Below are 24,982 nucleotides of genomic sequence, written 5' to 3' on the forward strand. Positions count from 1 at the left end.
TCATGAAGTTGAGGATGCTGCATTTAATTCGTATTTTAAGAATATAATAGCATAATCATTTTCAAAAAGAGAATACGATGGATTCGGAATCATTGCGGATTTTTTGCTCGGTCGCCAGTGAACTGAGCGTCACCCAGGCCGCCGCGCGGCTGGGCCGCGCGCCGTCCAGCGTCACCACGCGCATCCAGCAGCTGGAAGCCGATATCGGCGCGGAACTGTTCGTGCGCACCAATAAACGCATGGCCCTGACGGCGGCGGGCGAGCGCTTTCTCGAGTATGCGCAGCGCCTGCTGGCGCTGGCGGACGAAGCGCGGCATGTCGTCACGGGCGGGCGCGAGGGGGGCACCTTGCGCGTCGGCAGCATGGAAAGCACGGCGGCCAGCCGCTTGCCGGCCTTGCTGGCCGCGTATCACGCGCGCTATCCGGCGACGCGCCTGGCGCTGGGCACGGGGCCGTCGCGGCCCCTGATCGAGCAAGTGCGCACGGGCTTGCTCGACTGCGCTTTCGTGGCCTTGCCGCCAGCGTTCGGCGGCGCCGCCGCGCTGGCGGAGCTGGGCCTGGCGTCGAAGGCCGTGTGGCGCGAGGAACTGTGCCTGCTGCTGCCGGCCAGCGAAGGGCTCGTGCGCCGCGCCATGGATGTGCGCACGCGTTCGCTGGCGGCGTTTCCGCAGGGCTGCACCTACCGCGGCATCGCGGAAGAGGTGCTGGGCGTGGCCGGCAGCACGCAGTGGCGGGTGCAGGAAATGAGCTCGTATCACTGCATGATCGCCTGCGTGGCGGCCGGCGCCTGCGTGACCCTGCTGCCCGCCAGCGTGCTGGCGCTGTCCGGCGCGCCGGCCACCCTGGCGACTATTTCCGCAGGGCAAATTGACACCGTGCTGGTGTGGCGCGCGGGATTCGACGTGCCCGCGTTCCAGCACTTGCTGGCGCAGCTCGGCGAGGCGGCGTGAGCGGGGCGGCCAGGCTGCGCGCGGCCATCGCCGCGGCCGTCATCCTCGCCATCGGCATGGGCTTCGGCCGCTTCGCCTTCACGGCCATCTACCCGCACATGCTCGAGGAAGGCGTCTTGACCTTGCGCGACGGCAGCCTGGCCGCCTCGGCCAACTATGCCGGTTACTTGCTGGGCGCCATCCTGGCCATGCGCGCGCGGGCGCAAGATGCGCACCGGCTGTGTTTATGGTCGGTGGCCGGCACGGCCCTGTGCCTGGGCGTGCTGGCCTGGCCGATGCCCGTCTGGCTCATCGTGACGGTGCGCGGCGTGGCGGGCGTCTTCAGCGCCCTGGCCATGGTGGCGGCGTCGCTGTGGCTGCTGGTGCAGCGCGGGCAGGCGCGCGGCGCGCCGTTGCTGTACGCGGGCGTGGGCGCCGGCATTGCCGTCTCGGCTGAATTGCTGGTGCTGGCGTCGCACCTGGGCTGGCGCAGCGCCGGCATGTGGCTGCTGCTGGCCGGGGTCACCGTGCTGGCGGGGCTGGCGGCCGCGCCCGCGCTTGCCGTGAGCGGCCAGGCGACCCCCAATGCGCCGCCCGCACCGGCCGCGCCGGCGCTGGCGCCCGTGGCGCCTTGGCCGCTGGTGCTGATCTATGGACTGGCGGGACTCGGCTACATCGTCACGGCCACCTATCTGCCCGTGCTGGTGGGCGTGGCCTTGCCGAATCTCAATTCCGCCCACGTGTGGGCCGTGTTCGGCCTGGGCGCGGCGCCTTCGTGTTTCCTGTGGCACCGGCTGCACGAGCGCCTGGGCACGCGCCAGGCGCTGCGGCTGAATTTGCTGCTGCAGGCGCTGGGCGTGGCGCTGCCCGTGCTGGCGCCCTCGGCCGCCGGCTATTTGCTCAGCGCCATCCTCGTCGGCGGCACGTTCGTCGGCACGGTGACCATCGCCATGCCGGCTGCGCAGCGGGCAGCCGGCAAGGCGGGCGCCAGCATGATGGCCATCATGACGGTGGTGTATGGCATCGGACAGATTATCGGCCCCGTGCTGGCCGGCAGCCTGTATGCGCAGTCGCACAATTTCAATGGTGCATTGGTGGCGGCGGCCGGCGCGCTGCTGCTGGCCATCGCGGTGAGCTGGCGCCTGTAAACCTCAGAGGCCGAAGGCGCAGCGCATGAAGTCGCCCCGCAGCGCGTTGACCCGGGAGGAATCGCGCGTGTAATACAGCTTGTTCGTCAGCAGCACGGCATAGCGGCCGCGCCGTGGGCTGAGCCACATGGCCGTGCCCGTGAACCCCTGGTGGCACCAGACATCGTCTTGCGGCCCGGTGCCTGCCGCCGGATGCCATAACAGGCCGCGCGACGGCCGCAAGTCGCCCGTCTGCACCGTCAGTGAAGCGTGCACCCAGCCGGCGTCAAACACCTGGCCTGCGCCATGCAGGCCTGACGCCAGCATTGCCCGCAGGAAGCGCTGCAAGTCGGGCACATTGGAAAACAGCCCGGAGATGCCGCACACGCCGCCCAGCAGGCGGGCCGAGAAATCATGCACCACGCCGGCAAGGTGGGCGCCCGCCTGTTCGCAATACTCGGTCGGCGCGATTAACTGGCCGTGGCGTGGCGCGAGCGGGCCGTAGCCCGTGGCGGCCATGCCCAGCGGCTGCAGCACATGCTCTGCAAGCGCCTGTTCCAGTGGCTGGCCCAGCAGGCGCTCGATGACAAAGCCGAGGATCAGGGCGGCGCGGTCCGTGTATTCGACAGCCTGGCCCGGCGTGCCTTCCAGCGGCTCGCGCAGCACGCCGCGCACGATATCGTCGTACACCTCGCCATAGCTGGCGCGCAGGCGGGCGCGCAGCGGCAAGCCGGCCGTATGGGTGAGCAGCTGGAAAATCGTGATGGGCGCCAGCGCGTAGCCCGCCGTGCCGGGCAGCAGGTAGGCCAGCCGGTCGTCCAGGCGCAGGCGTTGCTGGCCAATCAGCCTGCCGATCAGCGACCAGACGCTGACGATCTTGGTCAGCGAAGCGATATCGAACAGGGTGTCGACCTGCATGACGGCGCTGGCGGGCTCCGGCGTGAGCCGCCCGGCCGCGCCCGCCACGCCGTGGTCGACGGTGCCGACGGCCCAGGCCGCGCCTGGGAAAATATGTTCGCGCACGCCGGCTTGCACCAGTTCCGCCAGTTGCTCTCTTTGCTCGCTTATCGGCATGATGATTGTGCCGTGTTGGTCTGCTCATCGCCTGCCGCTGCCACCCCCAGCCAGCGCGCCACCGATTGCGCCAGCCATTCCCCCTCGTCGAGCGGCAAGTCGTGCCCGGCGTCGCCGTGGATCAGGCAATCGGCTTGCCAGGCGCGGGCCAGGCGCTGCGAACAGCGGTGGTCGACCAGCTGGTCTTGCGCGCCGGCCATCACCAGCACGGGCATGGCCGGGCGGACGAGGGGCGCGCGGTAGCGGGCGGCCGACAGCAGCTGGCGCAGCGCGTTGCGGCGGCTCACCGGGTATTCCCGCTGGTAACTGAGCCAGTCGGCCAGCAGCGCGGGAGTGCCGCCGGCATGCCGACGGCTCGTCAGGCGCAAGATCAATGCTTCCTGGCTGGCGGCATCGCCCAGTAGCAGCTGGCGCAGCAGGGCGCCGTAGTTTTGCCAGCGCAGGCGTTGATGGAAGGGATTGAACGGCCGCATGCTGGTGTTGATCAGCACGCAGCGGACGATTTCCTGCGGGTAGCGGCTGGCCCATTCGACGGCCACCATGCCGCCCAGGGACAGGGCCAGCAAGTGGTAGGGCGCCGGGATGCCCCGCGCCAGCAACTCCCGGCGGCAGTCTTCCACCATGTCGGCCACGCGGGTGGCGCTCGTTTGCAGATGGCGCGTGCCGTTGCCGGGCAGGTCGGGCGTGACGATGCGGGCGCCGGGCAGGGCGCGCGCCAGGGTGGCAGGGAAGCTGCCCCAGTGGCGCTGTTCGCGCATCAGGCCGCGCAGCAAGACCCAGTTATCGTGCGTGTTGATCTGCGTCATGATTCATACCATTGCGCCAGGGCGCGCCGGCGCTGTGCCTTGCGCAGCAAGCCTTCCGGCATCCAGCGACCGTGGCTGCTGGCAGCGCGCATGAGGAAATCGAACCACACCAGGTGCCGCCGCAGCACGCGCTGCAGGCGGTGCGCGGCCGTGGGGTTGAAGATGCTGACCCGGTTGAACAGCTGGCGCGGGTTTTTCTTGACCCACAGCCAGGAACCCATTTCCAGGGTCAGCGGCAGGAACACGCGCCCGGTATAGCTGGTGCCGTTCAGGTACAGATAATCCCACAGGTCGCCATGCGTGCGGTATTGCCGGCTTTGCGGCTCGAATACATAGTTGTGGTTGGGGTAGCTCTGGCTGAACAGCTCTTCCAGCGCGCCGATTTCTGCCAGGTGTTCGATGGGCACCTTGGTGTGCGCGTGGGGAAACCAGATACGGTCGCGCAAGCCGAAGCCGGAATGGCAATCGAGGGCGATGCTGAACTGGCGCGACAGCAGTTCGCGCTCGACGAGGTCGCACACGGCGGCGCTTTCCAGCTCCATCGGCCCCCCGGCCGCGCCCCGGTACCAGGGCAGGCGGGCGCTGTAGCGCTGTCCGCCCAGCATGAACGGCACTTTTTCGCGCGCGCTCAGCGGCGCGTTGCGCATCAGGTCCACGCCGCGCGGATTGCAGCGCGTGGCTTGCCACATGCCGCCCGGATTGACCAGCGGCATGAACACGAGGCGCATGCTTTCCAGCTGCTGGTGCAGGGTGGCATCCCAGCGCAGGCGTGCGACCAGGCTTTCCAGGAATGACAGGATGACTTGCGTGCCGATGCGCTCGAGACCATGGATGCCGCCGAAAAAGCCCAGCACGGGCACGTCGGGGCTCGGATTGCCCAGCGCGATGGAGTACACGGGAAACTCGCGCCCATCCATGGCGATGCTGCAGGGCGCGGCCACTTCCAGGTGGCTGCCGCCCTCGTCGATGAGGCGCTTCAGCATGACCAGCTCGGGCAGATTCTTTTCGATCATCAGGCGTCTGAAAGGGAAAGTGACAGCCAGTGTAGCCGAAATAGGTGGCGCGCCGGACGTCCCGCATGGCGAAATTTATGCACGCTGGCGATGTCACGAAGCCGTCATTTTTTCTGTGTAGGCTATTGCAGTTGATGCAAGAGTTGTTACTTGGCAATGCCTTGTTTCCATGCAATTCCCCCCTCACACGATAGCGACTCGATAGCGATATGACAGGCAGCCCGGCATCCGTCCATGTGCTTGCGCTGGCAGGATACCTGGTTTTGCTGGGTTTCCTGGCCGCGGTGGGACCCGTGCGGGCGCAGTCCGCCGACGGCCCCGTGCTGCAGTTCGATATCGCCGCGCAAAACCTGGGCGACGCGCTCGACCTGTACAGCCGCCGCACGGGCATCGCCGTGCTGATGGACCAGCGCTACGCGCAGCGCCGGTCGGGGGCCGTGCGCGGCGCCCATGCGGCCGGCGCGGCCCTGCAAGCCTTGCTGGAAGGCACGGGCCTGCAATCGCGCCTGTCCGACGCGCAAGCCGTCATCGTGTACGCCCCGGCCGGCGCTGGCGTTGCCGCCACGGCGGAGCTGCCGCAGGCCGCCGTCGTGGCCGCCGCCGACATCCCGGGCGCCATGCAGGGCGGCGGCGACCATGCGGCCTATGTCAGCCGCCTGCAGCACGTGCTGCTGGGCTTGCTGTGCCGCGCGGCGCAGACGCGTCCCGGCGGCTATCGGCTGGCGCTGCAACTGTATCTGAACCGCGCCGGCGTGGTGGACCGCGTGCACCTGCTCGACAGCACGGGCTTGCGCGCGCGCGACACGGCCATCGCGCGCCTGGTGCTGGGCATGCGCGTGGGCGCGGCGCCGCAGCCGTCGATGCCGCAGCCCGTCTCCATCCTGCTGCTGCCGCAAGGGCCGGGCAGCGAAGTCGATTGCGCCCCCGGAACAATGGGAAGGCTCGCGCCATGAGCATGCCCGACCTGCGCACCAAGCTGAAACGCCACCTCAGTTCGCGCTACGCCGTGCTGCGCTGGCGCCTGGAGCGCGTGGTCGGCTGCAAGCACCATGCGGCCGATGCGCTGCAGGAAACGTGGCTGCGCCTCGAAGCGATGGTGGCGCCAGGTCCCGCCGCCGCGCCCGTCCACAATCCCGACGCCTATCTGCTGCGCATGGCGGCCAATATCGCTACCGATGCCTACCGCCGCGACCGCATCATCGTCACCGAGCGCGAGCGCGAAGAGCTGATGCACATGGCCGACGAGGCGGGCGACGACATCAGCGACCCGGCGCGCATCGTCTCGGCGCGCCTCGACGTGCAGGCGCTCGACGCGGCCTTGGCGGGCCTGTCGCCGCGCCGCCGCGCCATCCTGACGGCCGCCAGGGTCGATGGCTTGCTCAATGCGGACATTGCCGAGCGCTTCGGCATTTCCGTGGCGATGGTGAAGAAAGAATTGCAGGCCGCCATGCAACACTGTAAAACGTGCATGGCCGACGCCGACGCCGCCCAGCGCAGCGATGTGTCGGGCCGCCGTAAATATTGATGAATCTCATGACTGCTCCTGACCGCGATCCACGCGCCCCTTCCCATACCGCCGAGAGCGACGCTGACATCGACCGGCAAGCCGCTGCCTGGTGGGCGCGGCTGCGCGGCGACGATTTCACGCAGGCGGACGCCGACGCCTTGCGCGCCTGGTGCGCGCGCAGCCCCGCGCATGCGCGCGCCTGGCGCGAACTCCAGCAAGTGTGGCAGGCGCTCGATCCCGCCTTGAGCCGCGCCGCCGCGCCGCAGCGGGCGAACGTGCTGGCGTTCCCGCCGCGCCCCGGGCGCCGGGCTTTCCTGGGCGGCGCGCTGGCGGCCGGCGTGGCCGTGCTGGCCTTGCGCCCGCCGCTGGGCGCCTGGCCGTCGCTGCAGGAATGGAGCGCCGATTACCGCACGGGCACGGGCGAGCAGCGGCAGGTGGCCGTGTCGCAGCAGATGACGGTGCAGATGAATACGCAGACGCGCATCGATGTGCGGGCGCCGGAAGCCATCGAACTGCTGGGCGGCGAAGCGGAAATCCTCGCCAGCGGCGCGCGCCAGCCCGTCACGGTGGTGGCAGGCGCGGGGCGCTTGTTGGCGCAGTCGGCCCGCTTCAACGTGCGCCACACGGACGATGCCGTGTGCGTCACCTGCCTGGCGGGTGCCGTGGACGTGGTCTGGCAGCAGCGGCGCCAGACCCTCGATGCGGGGCAGCAACTGGTCTACGATGACCGGGGCGTGCAGGCGGCCACGGCCGCGCCAGCGGAGGAGGCCAGCGCGTGGCGCACGGGCGCGCTGTCGTTTGTCGGCAAGCCGCTGGCCGAAGTCGTCGATGAAATCAACCGCTACCGGCCGGGCCGGGTGTTGCTGCGCAATGCCGAACTGGGGCGCCGCCTCGTGCGCATGCGTTTTTCCATCGGGCAAACCGATGGCGCGCTGGCGATGATACGCGACCTGTACGGCGCGCAAATGACCAGTTTGCCGGGCGGCATCGTGCTGCTCAGTTGATTTCCGCTGATTCCAGGTTTCCCTTTGGCAGGCTTATTTGAAAATATCTGAAAATATTTTTCAAAAAACATTATCCCTTCCGCCATCCGGCTACGTCATGGAGGCATGGACGCTTGCGCTACCGCCAGGCTCCGTTCCCTTCTCTCTAGCCAGGAAACCATTGCCATGACCAAGCTTCACACTGCCCAGCGCCCAGTCCCGAACGTCGACATGGACGCGCAGCGTACCTCCACGCTGGGCAGCCGCTTGCGGCTCACGCCGCTCGCCTACGCACTGACCACCATGCTGATGGCGGGCGCCTTTGCCACGCCGGCCCGCGCGCAGCAGGCGTTCAGCGGCGGCTGGTTCGCGGCCAAGGGCGCGGCGCAGAATACGGCGGCCACTTCGGGCCGCCTGCCGAATGGCCAGCCGCTGCCGCTAGGCAGCCGGCCCGAGGGCCAGCAACAGCAGGCAAATCAGCAGTTGCAGCGCTCGCTCAACAACCTGAACCTGGCCGCGCGCGCCATCGCCGCGCAGCAAGCGGCCCAGGCGCAGGCGCGCCAGGCGGCGGCTGGCGTGCCCGGCGCACCCGATGGCCTCGTGAAAGGCGGCTTGCAGGTCGACACCAACAGCCTGACGGCCGGCTGGCTCAACGCCCAGGCGCCCGTGCAGACGGTAGCGAACGGCAAGACGGCCGTGGTGGTGCAGCAAACGGCGGACAAGGCCATCCTGAACTGGGAAACGTTTAACGTCGGCAAGGACACGACCTTGACGTTCCAGCAACAAAAGGATTGGGCCGTGCTGAACCGGGTCAACGATCCGCAAGCCCGTCCCAGCCAGATCCAGGGCCAGATCAAGGCCGACGGCACGCTGCTGCTCGTCAACCGCAACGGCATCGTCTTCAACGGCGCGAGCCAGGTCGACACGCGCAGCCTGGTGGCGGCCGCGGCCCGCATCAGCGATGCGCAATTCCAGAAAAACGGCATCTACAGCCCCGGCACGGCCGGCGCCACGACGTTCACGGACGCGGCCGGCAAGGTGCAGGTGCAGGCGGGGGCGCGCATCGCCAGCAATGCGCCCAAGGGCAGCACGGAAGGCGGTGGCTATGTGATGCTGCTGGGCAAGGAAGTCCACAACGGGGGCGAGATCGGCACGCCGAAAGGCCAGGCCCTGCTGGCCGCCGGCGACAGCTTTACCATTAAAAAAGGCGTGGGCACGGATGGCAATCCCCTGTCGACCACGCGCGGCAGCGAAGTCACGCCGCAGTTCGCGGCTGGCAGCACGGCGGGCAAGGTGGTCAACACGGGCCTGATCCAGGCGCGCGAAGGCGACGTGACCCTGGCCGGGCGCACGGTGCAGCAGGACGGCGTGCTGCTGGCGACCACCACCACGGCCACGCGCGGCACCATCCACCTCAACGCCCTGGGCAGCGACGCGGCCGTCACCGTGGGACGCGGCGCCACCACGGCCATCCTCGTCGAGGATGACGGCAAGACGACGGCGCTCGACAGCCAGCGCGACGCCATGCGCGGCCCGGCCGTGACGTCGACGGAAAATATCCTCGCCGTCAACGACCGCCGCGACCAGTCGCGCATCGAGATCGGCAGCGCCGGCACGGTGGAATTGCTCGGCGATTCGCTGACCCTGGCCACGGGCGGCCAGATCGCCGTCAACGCGGCCAGCCGCAGCCTGCTGCGCGACGGCGCCCAGCTCGACGTTTCCGGCGCCGTGGGCGTGAAGGTGGCGATGGAAGCGAACAATGTCGAAATCAACGTGCAGGGCAACGAGCAGCGCGATGCGCCCGTCAACCGCGACGGCAAGGCCTTGATCAATAACAATATCTGGGTGGACCGCCGCAAGCTGGTGTTCGTGCCAAAAGGCACGAACGGCTACGACAGCGACCGCTGGTACACGGCGGGCGGCTTGCTGGAAGTGGCCGGCTACCTGGGCACGCAGGGCCACTCCGTCAGCGAATGGATGGCGCAGGGCGGCACGGTCACCTTCGGCGGCAAGGATGTCGTCACGCAGCTTGGCTCCAGCATCAACCTGTCGGGCGGCACCCTGGACGTGCAGACGGGCGCGCTGCGCCAGACTTGGCTGAAAGGCGCGGACGGCAAGCTGTATGAGGCAGGCAGCGCGCCCGCCGACTTGCCGTATGCGGGCGTGTACAAGGGTTACGAGGAAGAGCATGTGCGCTGGGGCAAGGATGCCAGCGCTTTTTACGCCAATCCTTTGATCGCCGCGCAAAAGCGCCTGGAAAACGGCTACACGGTGGGCCGCGACGCGGGCAAGCTGGTGGTGGCGACGGGGTCGGCCGTGCTGGAAGGGGGCATCGCGGGCGAAGTCTTCCAGGGCGAGCGCCAGGCGCAGGCGCCGCAAGCGCTGCTTGACGGCTACCAGCAGTCGCAGCTGGCGGCCGCGCAGCGGGGGCAGCTGATCGTGGGCCAGTACGTGCCGATGTTCGACAAGCGCACGGGCGTGCTGCAGCATGCGCTGTCGGCCGTCATGGACGAGGTGCGCCTGACGCGCGTGCAGGACGGCATCGCCGCCGGCCTCGACGTGACTGGCGTGCTGTCCACCGAGCGCGAGGGCAAGCTGCTGCTCGACACCACCTTGCTGAACAATCAGCAATTGGGCGCCCTGCGCATCGCCGCCAAGGGCGCGATCACCGTCGACAGCGCGCTGCAGGTGGCCGATGGCGGCAATATCACCCTGTTCGGCAAGGACGTGGCCATCAATGCCAGCCTGCGCAGCCGTGGCGGCAGCATCGCGGCAGGCAACGTGCTGAACCAGATCGGTTCGCTGGGCATGCTCGATACCTTCGTCAATCCTGGCGTGCCTCCGGGCACGCTGGTGCTGGCCGACGGCGTCAGCCTCGATGCCAGCGGCCTGCTCAGTAACGTGCTGCGCGATCCGCTGGCCGCCGCCGGCCTGCCTTATATGAACGGCGGCAGCGTATCGTTGCGAACGTATGGTGACGTGCGCATCGGCAATGGCAGCATGGTCGACGTCAGTTCCGGCGCGGCCATCCTGGCGCAGGCGAAACAGCAGGGCGGCAAGGGCGGCAACGTGACCCTGGCCAGCTACGGACCGAAGGCCGACCTGGTGCTGGGCAAGGGTGCGCAAGTGCGCGGCCACGGCGTGGCGGGCGGCGGCAAGCTGGAATTGCAGGCCAACAAGATCATGATCGGCAACGTTGAAAAATCCGGCGCGGGCAGCCTGCAGCTGGACGGCGGCTTCTTCGACAAGGGGTTTTCCAGCTACAGCCTGGTCGGCAAGCAGGGCGTCACGGTAGCGGACGGCACGCAGGTGGACGTGCGCATGCCGGTATTGCGCGTGGCGGACAATGAAAAACTGGCCCTGTGGATGCCGGAACAGGTCACGGAAAATCCGCTGAAGGGTACCTTGACGCAGCGCAAGGGCGCCAGCCTGGCCGTGCAGGTGGGCGATATCCAGTCCGGCGCGGCCGACATGGCCATCGCCGAATTGCTGGTGGGCAAGAACGCCGTGGTGAGCGTCGATGCGGGCCAGTCCATCAAGCTGTCCAGCGTGGGCCAGCTGACGGTGGAAGGCCGCCTGAATGCGTGGGGCGGCAAGATCAGCCTGGGCGGCGTGGGCGTCAACGGGGCGGTGTCCGAGGCGGTGGAAGCGGCCGGCCATGGCCGTTCCATCTGGATCGGCGAGCATGCCGTGCTGGACGTGGCCGCGCGCGCCGTCAGCGCCACGGATGCGCAGGGCCGGCGCTACGGCAAGGTGGTCGATGGCGGCAGCATCGTCGTCGGCGGCGAGATCGACCATGCACAGGGCAGCACTTCGGCGGCCAGCTTGTTCGTCGTCGTGCGCGACGGCGCCGTGCTCGATGCGTCCGGCGCGCATGCCGTGCTCGACGTCAATGGCGACGCCATTGACGTGGCCAGCGCGGGCGGCAGCATCGCGCTGGCGTCGAACAATGGCTTGTACCTCGATGGCCAGCTGCGGGCCAGGGCCGGCGGCGCGGGCGCGGCGGGCGGCACCCTGTCCTTGGCCACGGGCACGCCCGAGTACCTGAAAGTGCTGGCCACGCCCAAGGTGCTGCAGGGCCGCCAGCTGGCCATGACGCAGCGCCAGGGCGCCAGCGACCTGACCGCGCACCTGAGCGCGCAGGACGCCGCGGCAACGCTGCAGTATGGCCACGGCCGTTTTTCCGTGGAGCAGGTGGAGGCGGGCGGTTTCGCCAACCTGGCGCTGCTGGGCGCCGCCTCCTTCGACGGCGACGTGGCGCTGCGGCTGCAGCAAAGCTTCCAGCTGTACGGCGCGCCCGTGCTCACGCCCGGCAGCCAGCCCGGCGCGCGCATCAGCATCGCGGCGCCGTATGTGCGCCTGGCCAGCATCAAGCCGGCCGGCCGCGATTTCTATACGACGCCAGGCAGCGCGGGGGCGTCGCCGGTTGCCAGCCAGATCAGTATTGCGGGCGACCTGATCGACGTGCGCGGCATGGTGAACATGCTGGCTGACGACGTGCGCCTGAGCAGCCGCGGCGACCTGCGCTTCCTGCTGTCGCCCTTGGGCTGGGACGGCAACCAGCCGTCGACGGTATTGTCATCGCCCGGCGACATGACCCTCAATGTGGCCCAGCTGTATCCGGCCACGGGCGCCGGCGCCGCCGTGCGCGTGGGCTATGGTTCCGTTGGCGGCAAGTTCGGCTACGATCCGGCGCACAGCCTGACCATCGGCCGGAGCACGGCGGACGTGCCGGCCATGCCGTCTTCCGCTTTCGGCTCGCTGGAGCTGGCGGCCGCGCATATCGAGCAGGGCGGCGTCGTGCGCGCGCCGCTGGGCCGCCTGGAGATCGGCGTGGCCCGCTATGACAATGACAAGAGCCTGACGGTCAATCTGCTGGCCAACAGCATCACCTCCGTCAGCGGCGCCGGCATGGTCATGCCGTATGGCGGCACCGTCGACGGGCAGAACTGGAACGTGGATGGCAAGGCGGCCACCTTCATCGGCGTGGGCGGCGTCAATTCGCAGGGCAGCTTGCACATCGGCGTGGAAATGGCGGGCGTAGCCGTGGATGTGCAGCCGGGCGCGCTGCTCGACCTGTCCGGCGGCGGTGAACTGACGGGCGCCGGCTTCATCGCCGGCCGCGGCGGCTCCACCGATGCGCGCTACCATCCGCTGTTGCAGGTGGGAGCGAACGGCGGCTTTGTGCTGCCGGGCCTGGCCACCAACCCCGTGTACGCCATCGTGCCGGGCGTGCAGGCGCCGCAAGCGCCTTCGGGCGGCGAAAAGGCGGCGTCCGACCCGGCCGTGGGCCGGCAGGTGACGATAGGCAGCGGCGTGCCGGGCCTGGCGGCCGGCACCTACACGCTGATGCCGTCCACCTATGCCTTGCTGCCGGGCGCCTTTCGCGTGGAACTGAACGGCCTGGCGGGCCAGGGCGGCGCCGGCAGCGTGGCGCAGCCGCTGCGCAACGGTTCCTGGGCCGCGCCCGGCACCCTGTCGATCGCGGGCACGGACATCCGCGCGCCGCTGGCCAGCCAGCTGATACTCACGCCGGCCAAGGTCTTGCGCACGTATTCGCAGTACAACGAAACGGGCTATGCCGCCTTCGCGCTGGCCGACGCGCAAACGCGGGGCATTCCCCGCGCGCTGCTGCCGTCCGATGCGAAAACGCTCAAGCTGACCATGGCGCCCGGCGGCGGGGCGGACACGCTCCAGTTCCGCGGCACGGGCAAGTTCGCCGCCGCCGAGGGGGGCTACGGCGGCACCGTGGTGCTGATGTCGAGCATTCCTTCCGCTGGCGACATCGAGATCCTTGGCGACGGCGCGCCGGGCACCAGCGGCGCCGGGCAGGTCAGCGTGCGCGCTTCAAGCCTGAACAATATCGGCGCGGCGCGCATCGTGGTGGGCAGCTCGCCGATCACGGAATTTGGCCAGGGCGGCAATTATGTGAATTTCGGCAACAATTTTGCGCGCGCCATCTACCTGCGCGCGGGCGCCGTGCTGTCCGCGCCTGAAGTATTCCTGATCGCCCAGGACCCCAGCAATACCGAGCTGGGCATCGGCGTGATCGATATCGCCGCCGGCGCCGGCATCAGCACCTTGGGCAAGGGCAAGGCAGCCTACGACGCCAACGACGGCTTCATCTACAAGAGCAAGGCGGACATCCACATGCTGGCAGCGTCGAACGGCTTGCTCAACGTGGCGCCCGTGGGCGGCACGGCGCGCGGCGGCATCCGCATCGGCATGTGCGCGCTGGCGTGCACGGACACGGCCAGCCTGTACTCGGAAGGCACCCTGCTGCTGTCGACCAGCGGCAGCTTCCAGCTGCACGACACGGCCCGCTACGGCACGCGCAACCTGAGCCTGGCCGTGGGCGCCATCAATATCGGCTCGAACGAGGCGCTGGCGGCAGCCCAGGCCAGCGGCACGCGTCCCTCCGGCCTGACCCTGAACCAGGGCGTGCTGGACCGCCTGCTGCGCGGCGATACCAGCACGGGCGCACCCGCCCTGCAGGCGCTGATGCTGAGCGCGGCCGACAGCGTCAATTTCTATGGCGACGTGGTGCTCGACACCTACGACAAGGCGAGCGGCAAATCGAACCTGGAACGCCTGGTGCTGACCACGCCGGCCATGTATGGCCAGGGCGGGGCCGGCACGGCGGCCACCATCCGCACGGCCAACCTGATCTGGGGCGGCGCCGTGTCGGCGGCCGGCAACGTGATCGCGCACGGCGCCGGCACGGGCAGCGGCACCCTGAACCTGGAAGCGGAACGCATCGATTTCGGCTTCGGCCCGTTCACCCAGCCGGCCGGTGTCGCCTCGTTCGACCGCCTGGCGCTCGGTTTTGGCACGGTCAACCTGAAAGCGTCGGGACAAGTCACGGCCAACCACAAGGGCAGCCTGTCCGTCTACCAGGCACAGGGCGCATATGAGACGGGCAAGGGCTTCCGGTACAGTGGCGGCAACCTGCACATCAGCACGCCGCTGCTGACGGGCGACGCCGGTTCCGCGCACAGCTACACGGCGGGCGGCGCCCTGACGGTGGCGGCGCCGGCCGGCGTGGCTCCCGCCGCGCCCGTCAAGAACAACGATGGGCTCGGTGCTCAGCTGAGCTTGAACGGCGACAGCGTCAGCGTGGCGACGGCCGTGGTGCTGCCAAGCGGCAAGCTCACCATCAACGCCCTGCACGACATCAGCGTGGCCGACGCGGCGCGCATCGACATGGCGGGCCGCAAGAGCACCTTCTTCGACGTGGACAAATACAGCTGGGGCGGCGACGTCATCCTGGACAGCCGCGCCGGCGACATCCGCCAGGGGGCGGGCAGCGTGATCGACCTGTCGGCCGAGCATAACCGCGCCGGCAGCCTGAAGGCCGTGGCCCTCGACGGCGGGGCCGGCATGGTGGACTTGCAGGGTAAGATCCTGGGCGGCGCCAGCGGCAGCTACGACGCGGGCGGCACCGTGGTGCCCTACAAGCAGGGCAGCGTGGACGTGCGCGCGCAGACCCTGGGCGCCGGCGGCACCCTGGACAGCCAGTTCGCCTCGCTGAACAAGCGCCTGACGGACGGCGGCGTGACGGGCGCGCGCAGCTTCCAGCTGAAACGGGGCGACTTGACGATCGGCAATGAGGTCAAGGCGGGCGAAGTGCAGGTGGCCGTCGACAATGGCCGTCTCACCGTCGCTGGCGTGATCGACGCCAGCGGCGAGCGCGTGGGCAGCATCCGCCTGGCCGGCAAGCATGGCGTCACCTTGGCCGGCAACGCCGTGCTCGACGCGCATGGCACCGTCCTGCGCGTCGACAGCTATGGCAAGATCATCGACAGCCCGAACCGGGCAACGGTGGAACTGAATGCGGGCGAAGGCGCATTGAACCTGGCCGGCGGCGCGCAGATCGACGTGCGCCATGGCACGGCCGCCGTGGCGGGCAAGGGCAAGGGCGAATACGACGGCGCCGCGCGCGGCACGGTGGAATTGAGCGCGCCGCGCCTGGGCAGCGACGGCGCGCGCACGGATGCGGACGCCGCCACCTTTGGCGACATCGCCATCGCGGCCGGCGGCGGCTTGACCATCCGCGGCGCGAAATCCATCGCCGTCAACGCCATGCAGCGCTATGACGATGCGGCCTACGCCACTGTGCCGGGCGCCGATGGGCAGCCCGTGCCAGACCTGGCGGCCAGCGGCCGTCCCTATCAGGTGATCAACCAGGCGTATCTTGACAGCAAGCACGGCGACAGCACGGCCTTCATCGATGCGGCGCTGGCGAATACGGCCTTGCGCAACGGCAAGCTGGCCGGCTTGACCACGGCCGCGTATGCCGATGCGCTGCACTTGCGTCCCGGCGTCGATATCGTCAGCAAGACGGCGGACGGCGACCTGGTGGTGCAGGGCGACCTGGATTTGTCGGGCATGCGCTACGCCAGCCTCAATCCCCGCTTCCAGCGCACGACCGTGCGCGGTTCGGGCGAGGTGGGCAGCCTGCTGCTGCGCGCCGGCGGCGATTTGAGCATCTACGGCAGCATCAATGACGGCTTCGCGCCGCCGCCGGCCACCCAGGACGACAGCGGCTGGAAACTGCTGCCGGGGCGCGACTTCAACGGCAGCGACGTCATCGTGCCGGGCAAGGGCGTGACCCTGGCCGACGGCACCATCTTCCCGGGCGGCGTCACGCTCAATTACGACGTGCCCGTCAAGGCCTTCAATGTCCGCGCCAACACGCGCCTGCCCGTGGACGTGGTCCTGAACCAGGTGCTCACCTTGCCGGCCGGCACGGTGCTGGCGGCCGCCGTGCGCGACAGCACCGGCAAGGTCCTCCACGCTGCGGGCACCTTGCTGGCCACGGCGCAAACCTTGCCATCCGGCACGCGCCTCGACGCGGGCAGCGTGATTGGGCAGCTGATCAAGGTGCGCGCCATGACCTGGCCGAAAGGCGTCGCCTTGCCCGGCTTGCTGGGCGAGCTCAATGTGGTCACCCTCAGCGGCAGGGTGGTGTTGCCCGTCGGCGCGCTGATCCCGAATGGCACGAACGTCAAGCTGCTGCCGGGCGTGGACGCCATCGAACTGCGCCCGGAAGTGGCGGGCCGCCAGGGCCGGTTGTGGGCCATCGCGCCCATGCTGGCCGACGGCTCGCTGGCGTGGGGCATGCGCCTGGTAGCCGGCGCCGACCTGGACGGGGCCGACACGCGCGCCGTGCAGGCGCATCCCGCGCACGGCACCCTGCGCCTGGCCGACAGCCATTACGGCATGTATGGCGTGTTGATACCGCCGAAAGGCGTGCAGTACTGGACCAAGGAAGCGCAGGAGCTGGGCGAGCGCGAAGGCATTCCCGGCATCGTGGCGGGCGAGCCCATCACCGAGGAGTTCACCAGCCAGTTCGGCCAGACTGTCGAGGTATTTTGCGCCAACGACCCGAGCCTGTGCGTGCTGAAGGTGGCATACGTGTGGACCAGGGCGGGCGCGGAAGAGTTCGCTGACCCCAGCGTGAAGGCGGGCGACGTGGTCGACCTCGACGGCCTGGGCTGGCCCACCATGTGCGAGGAGAATCCCACCTGGTGCGGCACGTCGCAACCCACGTTCGACTACAAGGCGTCCAGCCTGCGCTACAGCGTGCTGCGCACGGGCACGGGCGACCTGGACCTGGTCAGCGGCGGCAACTTGCGCATGGACAGCCTGTATGGCGTGTACACGGCCGGCACGTCGTCGGTGGCGACGGCGGCCGGCGACCCGTACAACCTGCCGCGCGCGCGGGGGCTGGACGGCACGGTGCTGTCCAACCCCGATGGCGCGCATGAGCGCCTCGTCGACGGCGGCAGCGACAGCCTCTACCGCGCCTGGTATCCGGACCAGGGCGGCAATCTGCTGCTGCAGGTGGCTGGCGACCTGAGCGGTTCGCTGGTGGGCGCGGCGGCGGCCAGCAACGGGCGTCCCGTCAACAAGGATGGCCTGGGCGGTTCGGTGGCGGTGGGCAACTGGCTGTGGCGCCAGGGCAGCGGTGGCGTGGCCACGGGCGGCCCGGCCCAGCCGACGGCGTGGTGGATCAATTTCGGCACCTATGCTGCCCGCAGCGGCCTGGCCGACACCGTGCTGGGCTTTACGGGCTTCGGCACCCTGGGCGGCGGCAATGTGCGCGCCGACGTGGCGGGCGACGCCGGCATGCTGGCGCGGCAGGTCGGCGCTATCTACGACAGCAACATCAATGTGCGCTCGCAAGGCTTGCTGCTGGCCGTAGGCAGCACCGGCCGCGTGCTGGCCGATGGCAGCCTGCAACTGACGGGCGGCGGCGACCTGGACCTGCGCGTGGGCGGCGCCCTCAATCCCGCCAGCAAGCCCGGCGACGGACACTTGAATGGCGCGCTGGCCGACCTGCGCGGCCATGCCGACGTGGCGGCGGGCCAGCTGGGCACCGTTGCGCTGCAGTACGGCACCTGGGGGACCGACCATGTGCCGCTGGAAACGCGCGCCTTCGACGCCTTCCGCGCCACGCGCGCGACGCCACGGGGCGGCATGACCCTGGTACCGGGCGACGCCACCTTCAGCGTGGCAACCCTGGGCGACCAGGTGCTGCAGGAAGTGGCCGATCCCGGCCGCGTCCTGCAGCTCAATACCTCGTCCTATACCAGCGCGTCGGGCGAGCAGGGCGCCGGCTACAGCTGGTTCAGCCTGTGGACGCCGCGCACGGCGCTCGACCTGCTCTCCGCCGGCGGCAACATGACGCCGCTGACGGCGGGCATCGACACGGCCACCGACCTGGCCATCGTCTACCCGTCCATCGTGCGGGTCGCGGCGCCGCATGGCAGCCTGTACTATGGCAAGGCCATCACGGACTGGAGCTCCGCATCGCTGTATGCCGCGCCTTTGCTGCTGGCGCCGTCGCCCAACGCCCAGCTGCAATGGCTGGCCGGCGACTCCATCTATGCGGGCGGCTATGCCATCAGCCAGTCCGGCGCTGCCGCCGACAGCATGGCGACGCCGTTCAAGCCCGCCTTCGCGGCGTGGAACCTCAGGCCTGGCAGCCTGACGCCCTTGGCCGACAATGTCGCGAGCACGGGCGTGCCATCGTCGACAGTGAACTATCCCCTGTTCGCCTTCGGCCCCGATTCCGCCGCCGGCCCGGCCAACAGCGGCACGCAGGCGGCGCGCATCTATGCCGTCACGGGCGACCTGATGGGCGTGAACAGCGGCCGCATGGTCGCGTTTTACGATGCCCCGCGGGCGGGCGTCACCTGGTACGAGGGGGCGCAGCCGGTGTGGATGAAGGCGGGCCGCGATATCGTCGGCAGCGGCACGGCCCAGCTGGAAGCCGTGGGTGCCAGGGGCGACGGCGACATGATGTTCCGCAATTACAGCAACCTGTTCGTGCACAATAATGCATTTGACGTATCGGTGGTGTCGGCCGGGCGCGACATCCTGAACAGTTCCTTCAACGTGGCCGGTCCCGGCACGCTGGACATCAGCGCCGGGCGCAACATATTGATGCAGGACAAGGGCAGCGTCGTCAGCCTCGGTCCCGTGGTGGCGGGCGACAAGCGTCCGGGCGCCGGCATCGCCATGCAGGCGGGCGTGGGCGCGGCCGGACTCGACTACCTGCGCTTCGTCAAGCCGTATCTCGACCCGGCGAACGTGGCGCAGAAGGGCGTGCCGCTGGCCGACCAGGCCGGCAAGGTAGTGAAAGCGTACGACGCCGAATTGGCGGCGTGGCTGGGTGAACGCTACGGTTTCAAGGGCACGGCCGCCGAGGTTCTGGCCTTTTACCTGGCCCTGCCCGAGCCGCAGCAGCGCGTGTTTGCCCGCAATGTGTATTTCGCCGAACTGAAGGCGGGCGGGCGCGAGTACAACGACTGGGACAGCTCGCGCTATGGCAGTTTCCTGCGCAGCCGCAACGCCATCGCGGCCCTGGCGCCGGCCACGGACGCCAACGGCAAGGCGCTTGCCTATGCGGGCGACATCGTCATGTACCGCGGCCTGTACGCGGTGCGCAATGACGGCGAGCAGCGCTGGGATTACTTCCCCCGCAGCGGCTACGTGCACACGAACTTCGGCGGCGACATCCAGCTGCTGACGCCAGGCGGCAAGCAGGTGTTCGGCATCGAAGGCGAGGCGCCGCCGGCGACCTCGGGCGTCATCACCAAGGGCGGCGGCAATATCGAGCTGTTCTCGCACGGCAGCATCCTGCTGGGCCAGAGCCGCATCATGACGACGTTTGGCGGCGATATCCTCGGCTGGTCGTCGGAAGGCGACATCAACGCGGGGCGCGGTTCGAAGTCGACCATCGTCTACACGCCGCCCAAGCGCGTGTATGACAACTGGGGCAACGTGACCCTATCGTCCGACGTGCCGAGCACGGGCGCCGGCATCGCCACCCTGGCGCCGATCGCGGAAGTGCCGGCCGGCGACGTGGACTTGCTGGCCCCGCTGGGCACCATCGACGCGGGCGAGGCGGGCATCCGCGTCTCGGGCAACGTCAACCTGGCCGCGCTGAAGGTGATGAATGCGGCGAATATCCAGGTCAAGGGCGAGGCCAAGGGCATGCCGACGGCGGCGTCCGTCAATGTGGCGGCCATGACGAACGCCAGCGCGGCCGCTTCCCAGGCCACGGCGGCGGCGCAGGACGTGGTGCAGCGCGAACGCGCCGCCACCCGTTCCGCGCAGCCATCCGTGTTCACGGTGCGCGTGCTGGGCTTTGGCAGCGAAGCACCGCCCGACAGCGCGCAAGCGACGCCGCAGGAGGGCGCGCGCATCGAGGCGGCCGACTACAACCCGCGCAGCGCCGTGCGCGTGCTGGGACTGGGCACCTTGCCGGAATCGGCCACGCGCCAGCTGACGGCGCAAGAGCGCAGCAGGTTGTCGCCATGATGGCCGGCATGGCGAATGTGGCTGCTGTCTTGCCCCTGCGCGCGGCGGGGCATGCCGGCATGGCCTGGTGCCGGCCCGCCATCCGGCCCCGCTTGCAGGCGGCCAACGACGTGGCACCCCTGCCGATACCGGCGCCGGCGCAGGGCGCCCGGCTGCAGGCTGTGCTGGAAGGCAATTACGCGGGACTGCACCGGCGCCTGGCGCGCCACCTGGGCTGCGCCGAGCTGGCCAGCGACAGCCTGCACGACGCCTGGCTGCGGCTGGGCGCGCTGGCGGCCGGCGACGGCGCGGCGCTGGCGCACAGCCCCGTCGCCTATGTCTTCCGCGTGGCGTGCAATGCGGCCATGGACAGCCTGCGCCGCAACCGCGCCTGGCTGTATGCGGACGAGGGCGGTGACGATGGCGCCGCCGGCCTGGTCGATTTACTCGCCGATACGGCGGCCGGGCCGGAACGCCTGGCCGAGCTGCAGGCGGACGTGCGGCGCCTGGCGCAGGCCGTCGACTTGCTGCCGCGGCGCCACCGGCAAGTGCTCGAAGCGCTGCGCGTGGATGAGCTGACCCGCCAGGAAGTGGCCGAGCGGCACGACATGTCGCTGCGCAACGTCGATACGGCCCTGCGCCAGGCGCTCGACCATTGCGCGCGCCACACGGGTTACGCGGCGCAGGGGGGCGTCGGCACGACCCGGCGCGGCCTGCGCTTGCGCCAAGGATAGGCGCTCCCCCATGTTTTACGTTCGTTCGCGTACAGACGCGCAGAAATTCCGCTGACAGACTGGAACTCCGGGCCTGCATGCGCCCACCCAGCCCACTGCCAGGAGGAAGCGCGACATGACCGAGTGTAATCACATCAATGCCGGCAGGCGCGGCGTGCTGATCGCCGGCGCGCTGTCGGCCACGGCGGTGGCCGTGCCCGGCGTGGCGGGAGCGGCGCAAGCGGTGAGCACGTCCGGCCAGGCGCCGCCCGTCCTGATGCAAGTGAGCCTGGACGTCAACGGCCAGCGCCACAGCCTGGAACTCGACACGCGCACCACCTTGCTCGACGCCTTGCGCGAACACCTGCACCTGACGGGCACCAAGAAGGGCTGCGACCACGGGCAATGCGGCGCCTGCACCGTCCTGCTCGACGGCCAGCGCATCAATGCCTGCCTGACCCTGGCCGTGATGCATGACGGCGCGAAGGTCACCACCATCGAGGGGCTGGGCACGCCCGACAAGCTGCATCCGATGCAGGCGGCCTTCATCGCGCATGACGGCTATCAATGCGGCTATTGCACTCCGGGGCAGATCTGTTCGGCCGTGGCCGCGCTGGGTGAGATCCGCCAGGGCATCCCCAGCCACGTCAGCACCGACTTGAATGCGGCGCCGCAGGCGACGCCGGAAGAATTGCGCGAACGCATGAGCGGCAATCTCTGCCGCTGCGGCGCGTATTCCAACATCATCGAAGCCATCACGGAAGTGGCGGGGAGGCCGGCATGAGAGTGTTCAGCTACCAGAAGCCCGCCACGCCGGCCGAAGCGGCGGCCGCCGCCGTGAACACGCCGGGCGCCCGCTTCATCGCCGGCGGCACGAATCTGCTCGATCTGATGAAACTGGACATCGAAACGCCCGCGCATTTGATCGACGTCAATGGCCTCGCCCTGGACAAGGTGGAAACTACAAAGGACGGCGGCTTGCGCATCGGCGCCCTCGTGCGCAACACGGCGCTGGCGGCGCACGCCACGGTGCGGCGCGATTATGCCGTGCTGTCGCGCGCCTTGCTGGCCGGCGCTTCGGCGCAATTGCGCAACAAGGCGACGACGGCCGGCAATTTGCTGCAGCGTACGCGCTGCCCGTATTTCTATGACACGAACCAGGCGTGCAACAAGCGCGTGCCGGGTAGCGGTTGTTCGGCCATCGCCGGCTTCAGCCGGCCGCTGGCGATTTTGGGCGGCAGCGAAGCCTGCATCGCCACGCATCCCAGCGACATGGCCGTGGCCATGCGCGTGCTCGATGCGGGCATCGACACGGTGCGGGCCGACGGCGCCGTGCGCACCATTCCCATCGCCGATTTCTACCGCTTGCCGGGCAGCACGCCGCAGCTGGAAACCGTGCTGCAGCCGGGCGAGCTGATCACCAGCGTGACCTTGCCCCGGCCCGTCGGCGGCATGCACGTCTACCGCAAGGTGCGCGACCGCGCCTCGTATGCGTTCGCGCTGGTGTCCGTGGCGGCGATTATCTTGCCGGACGGCACGGGCAGGCTGGCCCTGGGCGGCGTCGCGCCGCAGCCGTGGAGAATTGCCGCGGCGGAGCAATCGATGCCGCAAGGCGCCGCCGCCGTGAGCGAACGCCTGCTGGCCGGCGCCGCACCGACGGCCGACAACGCCTTCAAGGTGACCCTGGCGCAGCGCACGATCGCCGCCGTGATGGCGCAAGCATCCGCACAGAAAGGCTAGGGCCATGAAATTTACGACACCGGCGACCACCAATCCCATCGACCAGCTGAAAGTCGTGGGCCGCCCCACGGACCGCATCGACGGCCCCCTGAAAACCACGGGCACGGCGCCGTACGCCTATGAACAAAACAAGGCCGCGCCGCACGCCGCCTACGGCCAGGTCGTAGGCGCGGCTATCGCCAGGGGCCGCATCGCCTCCATCGACAGCAGCGCGGCGCGGCGCGCGCCCGGCGTGCTGGCCGTGGTGACGGCGGAATCGGCTGGGAAATTGGGCAAAGGCAAGATGAACACGGCCAGGCTGCTGGGCGGCCCCGAGGTCGAGCATTACCACCAGGCCATCGCCCTGGTGGTGGCGGAAACCTTCGAACAAGCCCGCTCGGCCGCGCAGTTGCTCGACGTTAAGTATGTCGAACAGCCGGGCGTTTTCGACCTGGCCAAGGCGAAGAATACGGCCACCAAGCCGAAGGATGGCCAGCCCGACAGCAAGACGGGCAACTTCGCCGGCGCCTATGCCCAGGCCCCCGTGCGCCTGGACGCCACTTATACGACGCCCGACCAGTCGCACGCCATGATGGAGCCGCACGCTTCGATTGCCGCCTGGGAAGGGGATAAATTGACGGTGTGGACGGCGAACCAGATGGTGGACTGGGGCCGTGGCGACCTGGCCCGTACCCTGGGCATGCCGAAAGACAAGGTGCGCATCGTCTCGCCCTACATCGGCGGCGGTTTCGGCGGCAAGCTGTTCGTGCGCGCGGAAGCCTTGCTGGCAGCCCTGGGCGCGCGCGCGGCGCAGCGTCCCGTCAAGGTGGCCCTGACGCGGCCCTTGATGTTCAACAACACGACGCACCGGCCCGCCACCATCCAGCGCCTGCGCCTCGGCGCCACGCGCGATGGCAAGATCACGGCCATCGGCCATGAATCGTGGTCGGGCGACTTGAAAGGGGGCCAGCCGGAAACGGCCGTGATGCAGACGCGGCTGCTGTACGCGGGGCCGAACCGCATGACGGCCATGCGCCTGGCCGTGCTCGATTTGCCGGAAGGCAACGCCATGCGTGCGCCGGGCGAGGCGCCGGGGCTGATGGCGCTGGAAGTCGCCATGGACGAGATGGCCGATAAATTGAAAATGGACCCCATCGTCTTTCGCATCCTGAACGACACGAAAGTGGACCCGGAAAAACCGGGCAGGCCGTTTTCTCAGCGCCGCCTGATCGATTGCCTGCGCACGGGCGCCGTGGAATTCGGCTGGAAGGATAGATCGACGCAGCCGGGCATGCGGCACGATGGCCGCTGGCTCGTGGGTATGGGCGTGGCGGCCGCTTTCCGCAACAACCTCGTCATGCCGTCCGCCGCCCGCGTGCGCCTGGACGGCAATGGCATGATCACGGTGGAAACGGACATGACGGACATCGGCACGGGCAGCTACACCATCATCGCGCAGACGGCGGCGGAAATGCTGGGCGTGACCTTGACGCGGGTCGTCGTGCGCCTGGGCGACTCGGATTTCCCCGTCTCGGCCGGTTCGGGCGGGCAGTGGGGCGGCAACAGTTCCACGGCCGGCGTGTACGCGGCCTGCGTGCGCCTGCGCCAGGCCATCGCCGCCAAGCTGGGTTTCGATGAAAAAGAGGCGCGCTTTTCCGACGGCCAGGTGAGCCAGGGCGAGCGCAGCGTGCCCCTCGCTGCCGCCGCCTACCATGGCGACGTCGTCGCGGAAGACCGCATGGAATATGGCGACCTCGATAAAAAATTCCAGCAATCGACGTTCGGCGCGCATTTCGTCGAAGTGGGCGTGGACAGCGACACGGGCGAAGTGCGCGTGCGCCGCATGCTGGCCGTGTGCGCGGCCGGCCGCATTTTGAACCCGAAGGCGGCGCGCAGCCAGGTGATCGGCGCCATGACCATGGGCGTGGGCGCGGCCCTGATGGAGGAACTGGTGGTCGACCAGCGGCGCGGCTACTTCGTCAACCACGACCTGGCCGGCTACGAAGTGCCCGTGCACGCCGACATCCCGCAACAGGACGTCATCTTCCTCGATGAAACGGACCCTATGTCCTCGCCCATGAAAGCCAAGGGCGTGGGCGAACTGGGCATCTGCGGCGTGGCGGCCGCGATCGCGAATGCCGTCTACAACGCGACGGGGGTACGCGTGCGCGACTATCCGCTGACCCTCGACAAGCTGCTGCGGGGCCTGCCCGTCATGACCTAGCCTCGGCCTGGCGTCCTGGCGCCGCCGTGCGCGTGACAAAGCGTGTATTTTTGGTAATTTTCAAGTGCTATGCTCGG

Annotated in this window: 13 protein-coding genes; 10 read left to right on the plus strand and 3 right to left on the minus strand. The window is 69.1% G+C overall.

Annotated elements, in window-relative coordinates:
* The first annotated feature begins 77 nt into the window (after window positions 1-77).
* Window positions 78-950, plus strand: a complete 873-nt coding sequence (locus O3301_RS01120; protein WP_305055239.1) for a LysR substrate-binding domain-containing protein — start codon at window positions 78-80, stop codon at window positions 948-950.
* A complete protein-coding gene (locus tag O3301_RS01125) occupies window positions 947-2,077 on the plus strand; it encodes a YbfB/YjiJ family MFS transporter (protein ID WP_305055240.1) in 1,131 nt (376 codons plus the stop codon). The genes O3301_RS01120 and O3301_RS01125 overlap by 4 nt, the downstream gene beginning before the upstream one ends.
* A 3-nt stretch (window positions 2,078-2,080) precedes the next feature.
* On the opposite strand, the gene O3301_RS01130 is transcribed toward O3301_RS01125, so the two are convergent.
* From O3301_RS01130 to O3301_RS01140, 3 genes are read right to left on the minus strand one after another with little or no spacing between them, the layout of a single operon-like run.
* Window positions 2,081-3,130, minus strand: a complete 1,050-nt coding sequence (locus O3301_RS01130; protein WP_305055242.1) for a serine hydrolase — start codon at window positions 3,128-3,130, stop codon at window positions 2,081-2,083.
* Window positions 3,121-3,936: an alpha/beta fold hydrolase gene (locus O3301_RS01135; protein ID WP_305055243.1), complete on the minus strand. Its 816-nt coding sequence runs from the start codon at window positions 3,934-3,936 to the stop codon at window positions 3,121-3,123. Before O3301_RS01135 ends, O3301_RS01130 begins: the two co-directional genes overlap by 10 nt.
* Window positions 3,933-4,949, minus strand: a complete 1,017-nt coding sequence (locus O3301_RS01140) for a M14 family zinc carboxypeptidase (protein ID WP_251349043.1) — start codon at window positions 4,947-4,949, stop codon at window positions 3,933-3,935. Before O3301_RS01140 ends, O3301_RS01135 begins: the two co-directional genes overlap by 4 nt.
* Window positions 4,950-5,158: 209 nt before the next feature.
* Between O3301_RS01140 and O3301_RS01145 the strand changes: the two genes are divergently transcribed.
* The 8 genes from O3301_RS01145 to paoC all read left to right on the plus strand — a co-directional run bounded on the left by O3301_RS01145 (window position 5,159) and on the right by paoC (window position 24,905).
* The gene (locus O3301_RS01145; RefSeq protein WP_305055244.1) at window positions 5,159-5,902 is read left to right on the plus strand and encodes a hypothetical protein; all 744 of its coding nucleotides are present in this window, start codon (window positions 5,159-5,161) and stop codon (window positions 5,900-5,902) included.
* Window positions 5,899-6,474 (plus strand): RNA polymerase sigma factor, encoded by a 576-nt coding sequence (locus tag O3301_RS01150; protein WP_289915395.1) that lies wholly within the window; start codon window positions 5,899-5,901, stop codon window positions 6,472-6,474. Before O3301_RS01145 ends, O3301_RS01150 begins: the two co-directional genes overlap by 4 nt.
* 8 nt (window positions 6,475-6,482) lie before the next feature.
* Window positions 6,483-7,460, plus strand: coding sequence for a DUF4880 domain-containing protein (locus tag O3301_RS01155; protein WP_305055245.1), 978 nt, complete (start codon window positions 6,483-6,485; stop codon window positions 7,458-7,460).
* A gap of 165 nt (window positions 7,461-7,625) precedes the next feature.
* Window positions 7,626-20,270, plus strand: a complete 12,645-nt coding sequence (locus O3301_RS01160) for a filamentous haemagglutinin family protein (RefSeq protein ID WP_305055246.1) — start codon at window positions 7,626-7,628, stop codon at window positions 20,268-20,270.
* Window positions 20,267-20,983, plus strand: a complete 717-nt coding sequence (locus O3301_RS01165) for a sigma-70 family RNA polymerase sigma factor (protein ID WP_305055247.1) — start codon at window positions 20,267-20,269, stop codon at window positions 20,981-20,983. Before O3301_RS01160 ends, O3301_RS01165 begins: the two co-directional genes overlap by 4 nt.
* A 115-nt stretch (window positions 20,984-21,098) precedes the next feature.
* Entirely contained in the window at window positions 21,099-21,746 is a 648-nt protein-coding gene (paoA, locus tag O3301_RS01170; RefSeq protein ID WP_289909605.1) for an aldehyde dehydrogenase iron-sulfur subunit PaoA, read from the plus strand.
* On the plus strand, window positions 21,743-22,702 hold the full coding sequence (locus O3301_RS01175) for a xanthine dehydrogenase family protein subunit M (RefSeq protein WP_305055248.1): 960 nt from the start codon (window positions 21,743-21,745) through the stop codon (window positions 22,700-22,702). The genes paoA and O3301_RS01175 overlap by 4 nt, the downstream gene beginning before the upstream one ends.
* A gap of 4 nt (window positions 22,703-22,706) precedes the next feature.
* On the plus strand, window positions 22,707-24,905 hold the full coding sequence (gene paoC / locus O3301_RS01180; protein ID WP_305055249.1) for an aldehyde oxidoreductase molybdenum-binding subunit PaoC: 2,199 nt from the start codon (window positions 22,707-22,709) through the stop codon (window positions 24,903-24,905).
* Window positions 24,906-24,982: the final 77 nt, after the last annotated feature.

It is taken from the genome of Janthinobacterium sp. SUN211, from assembly GCF_030587315.1.
Lineage (GTDB): Bacteria > Pseudomonadota > Gammaproteobacteria > Burkholderiales > Burkholderiaceae_D > Janthinobacterium > Janthinobacterium kumbetense.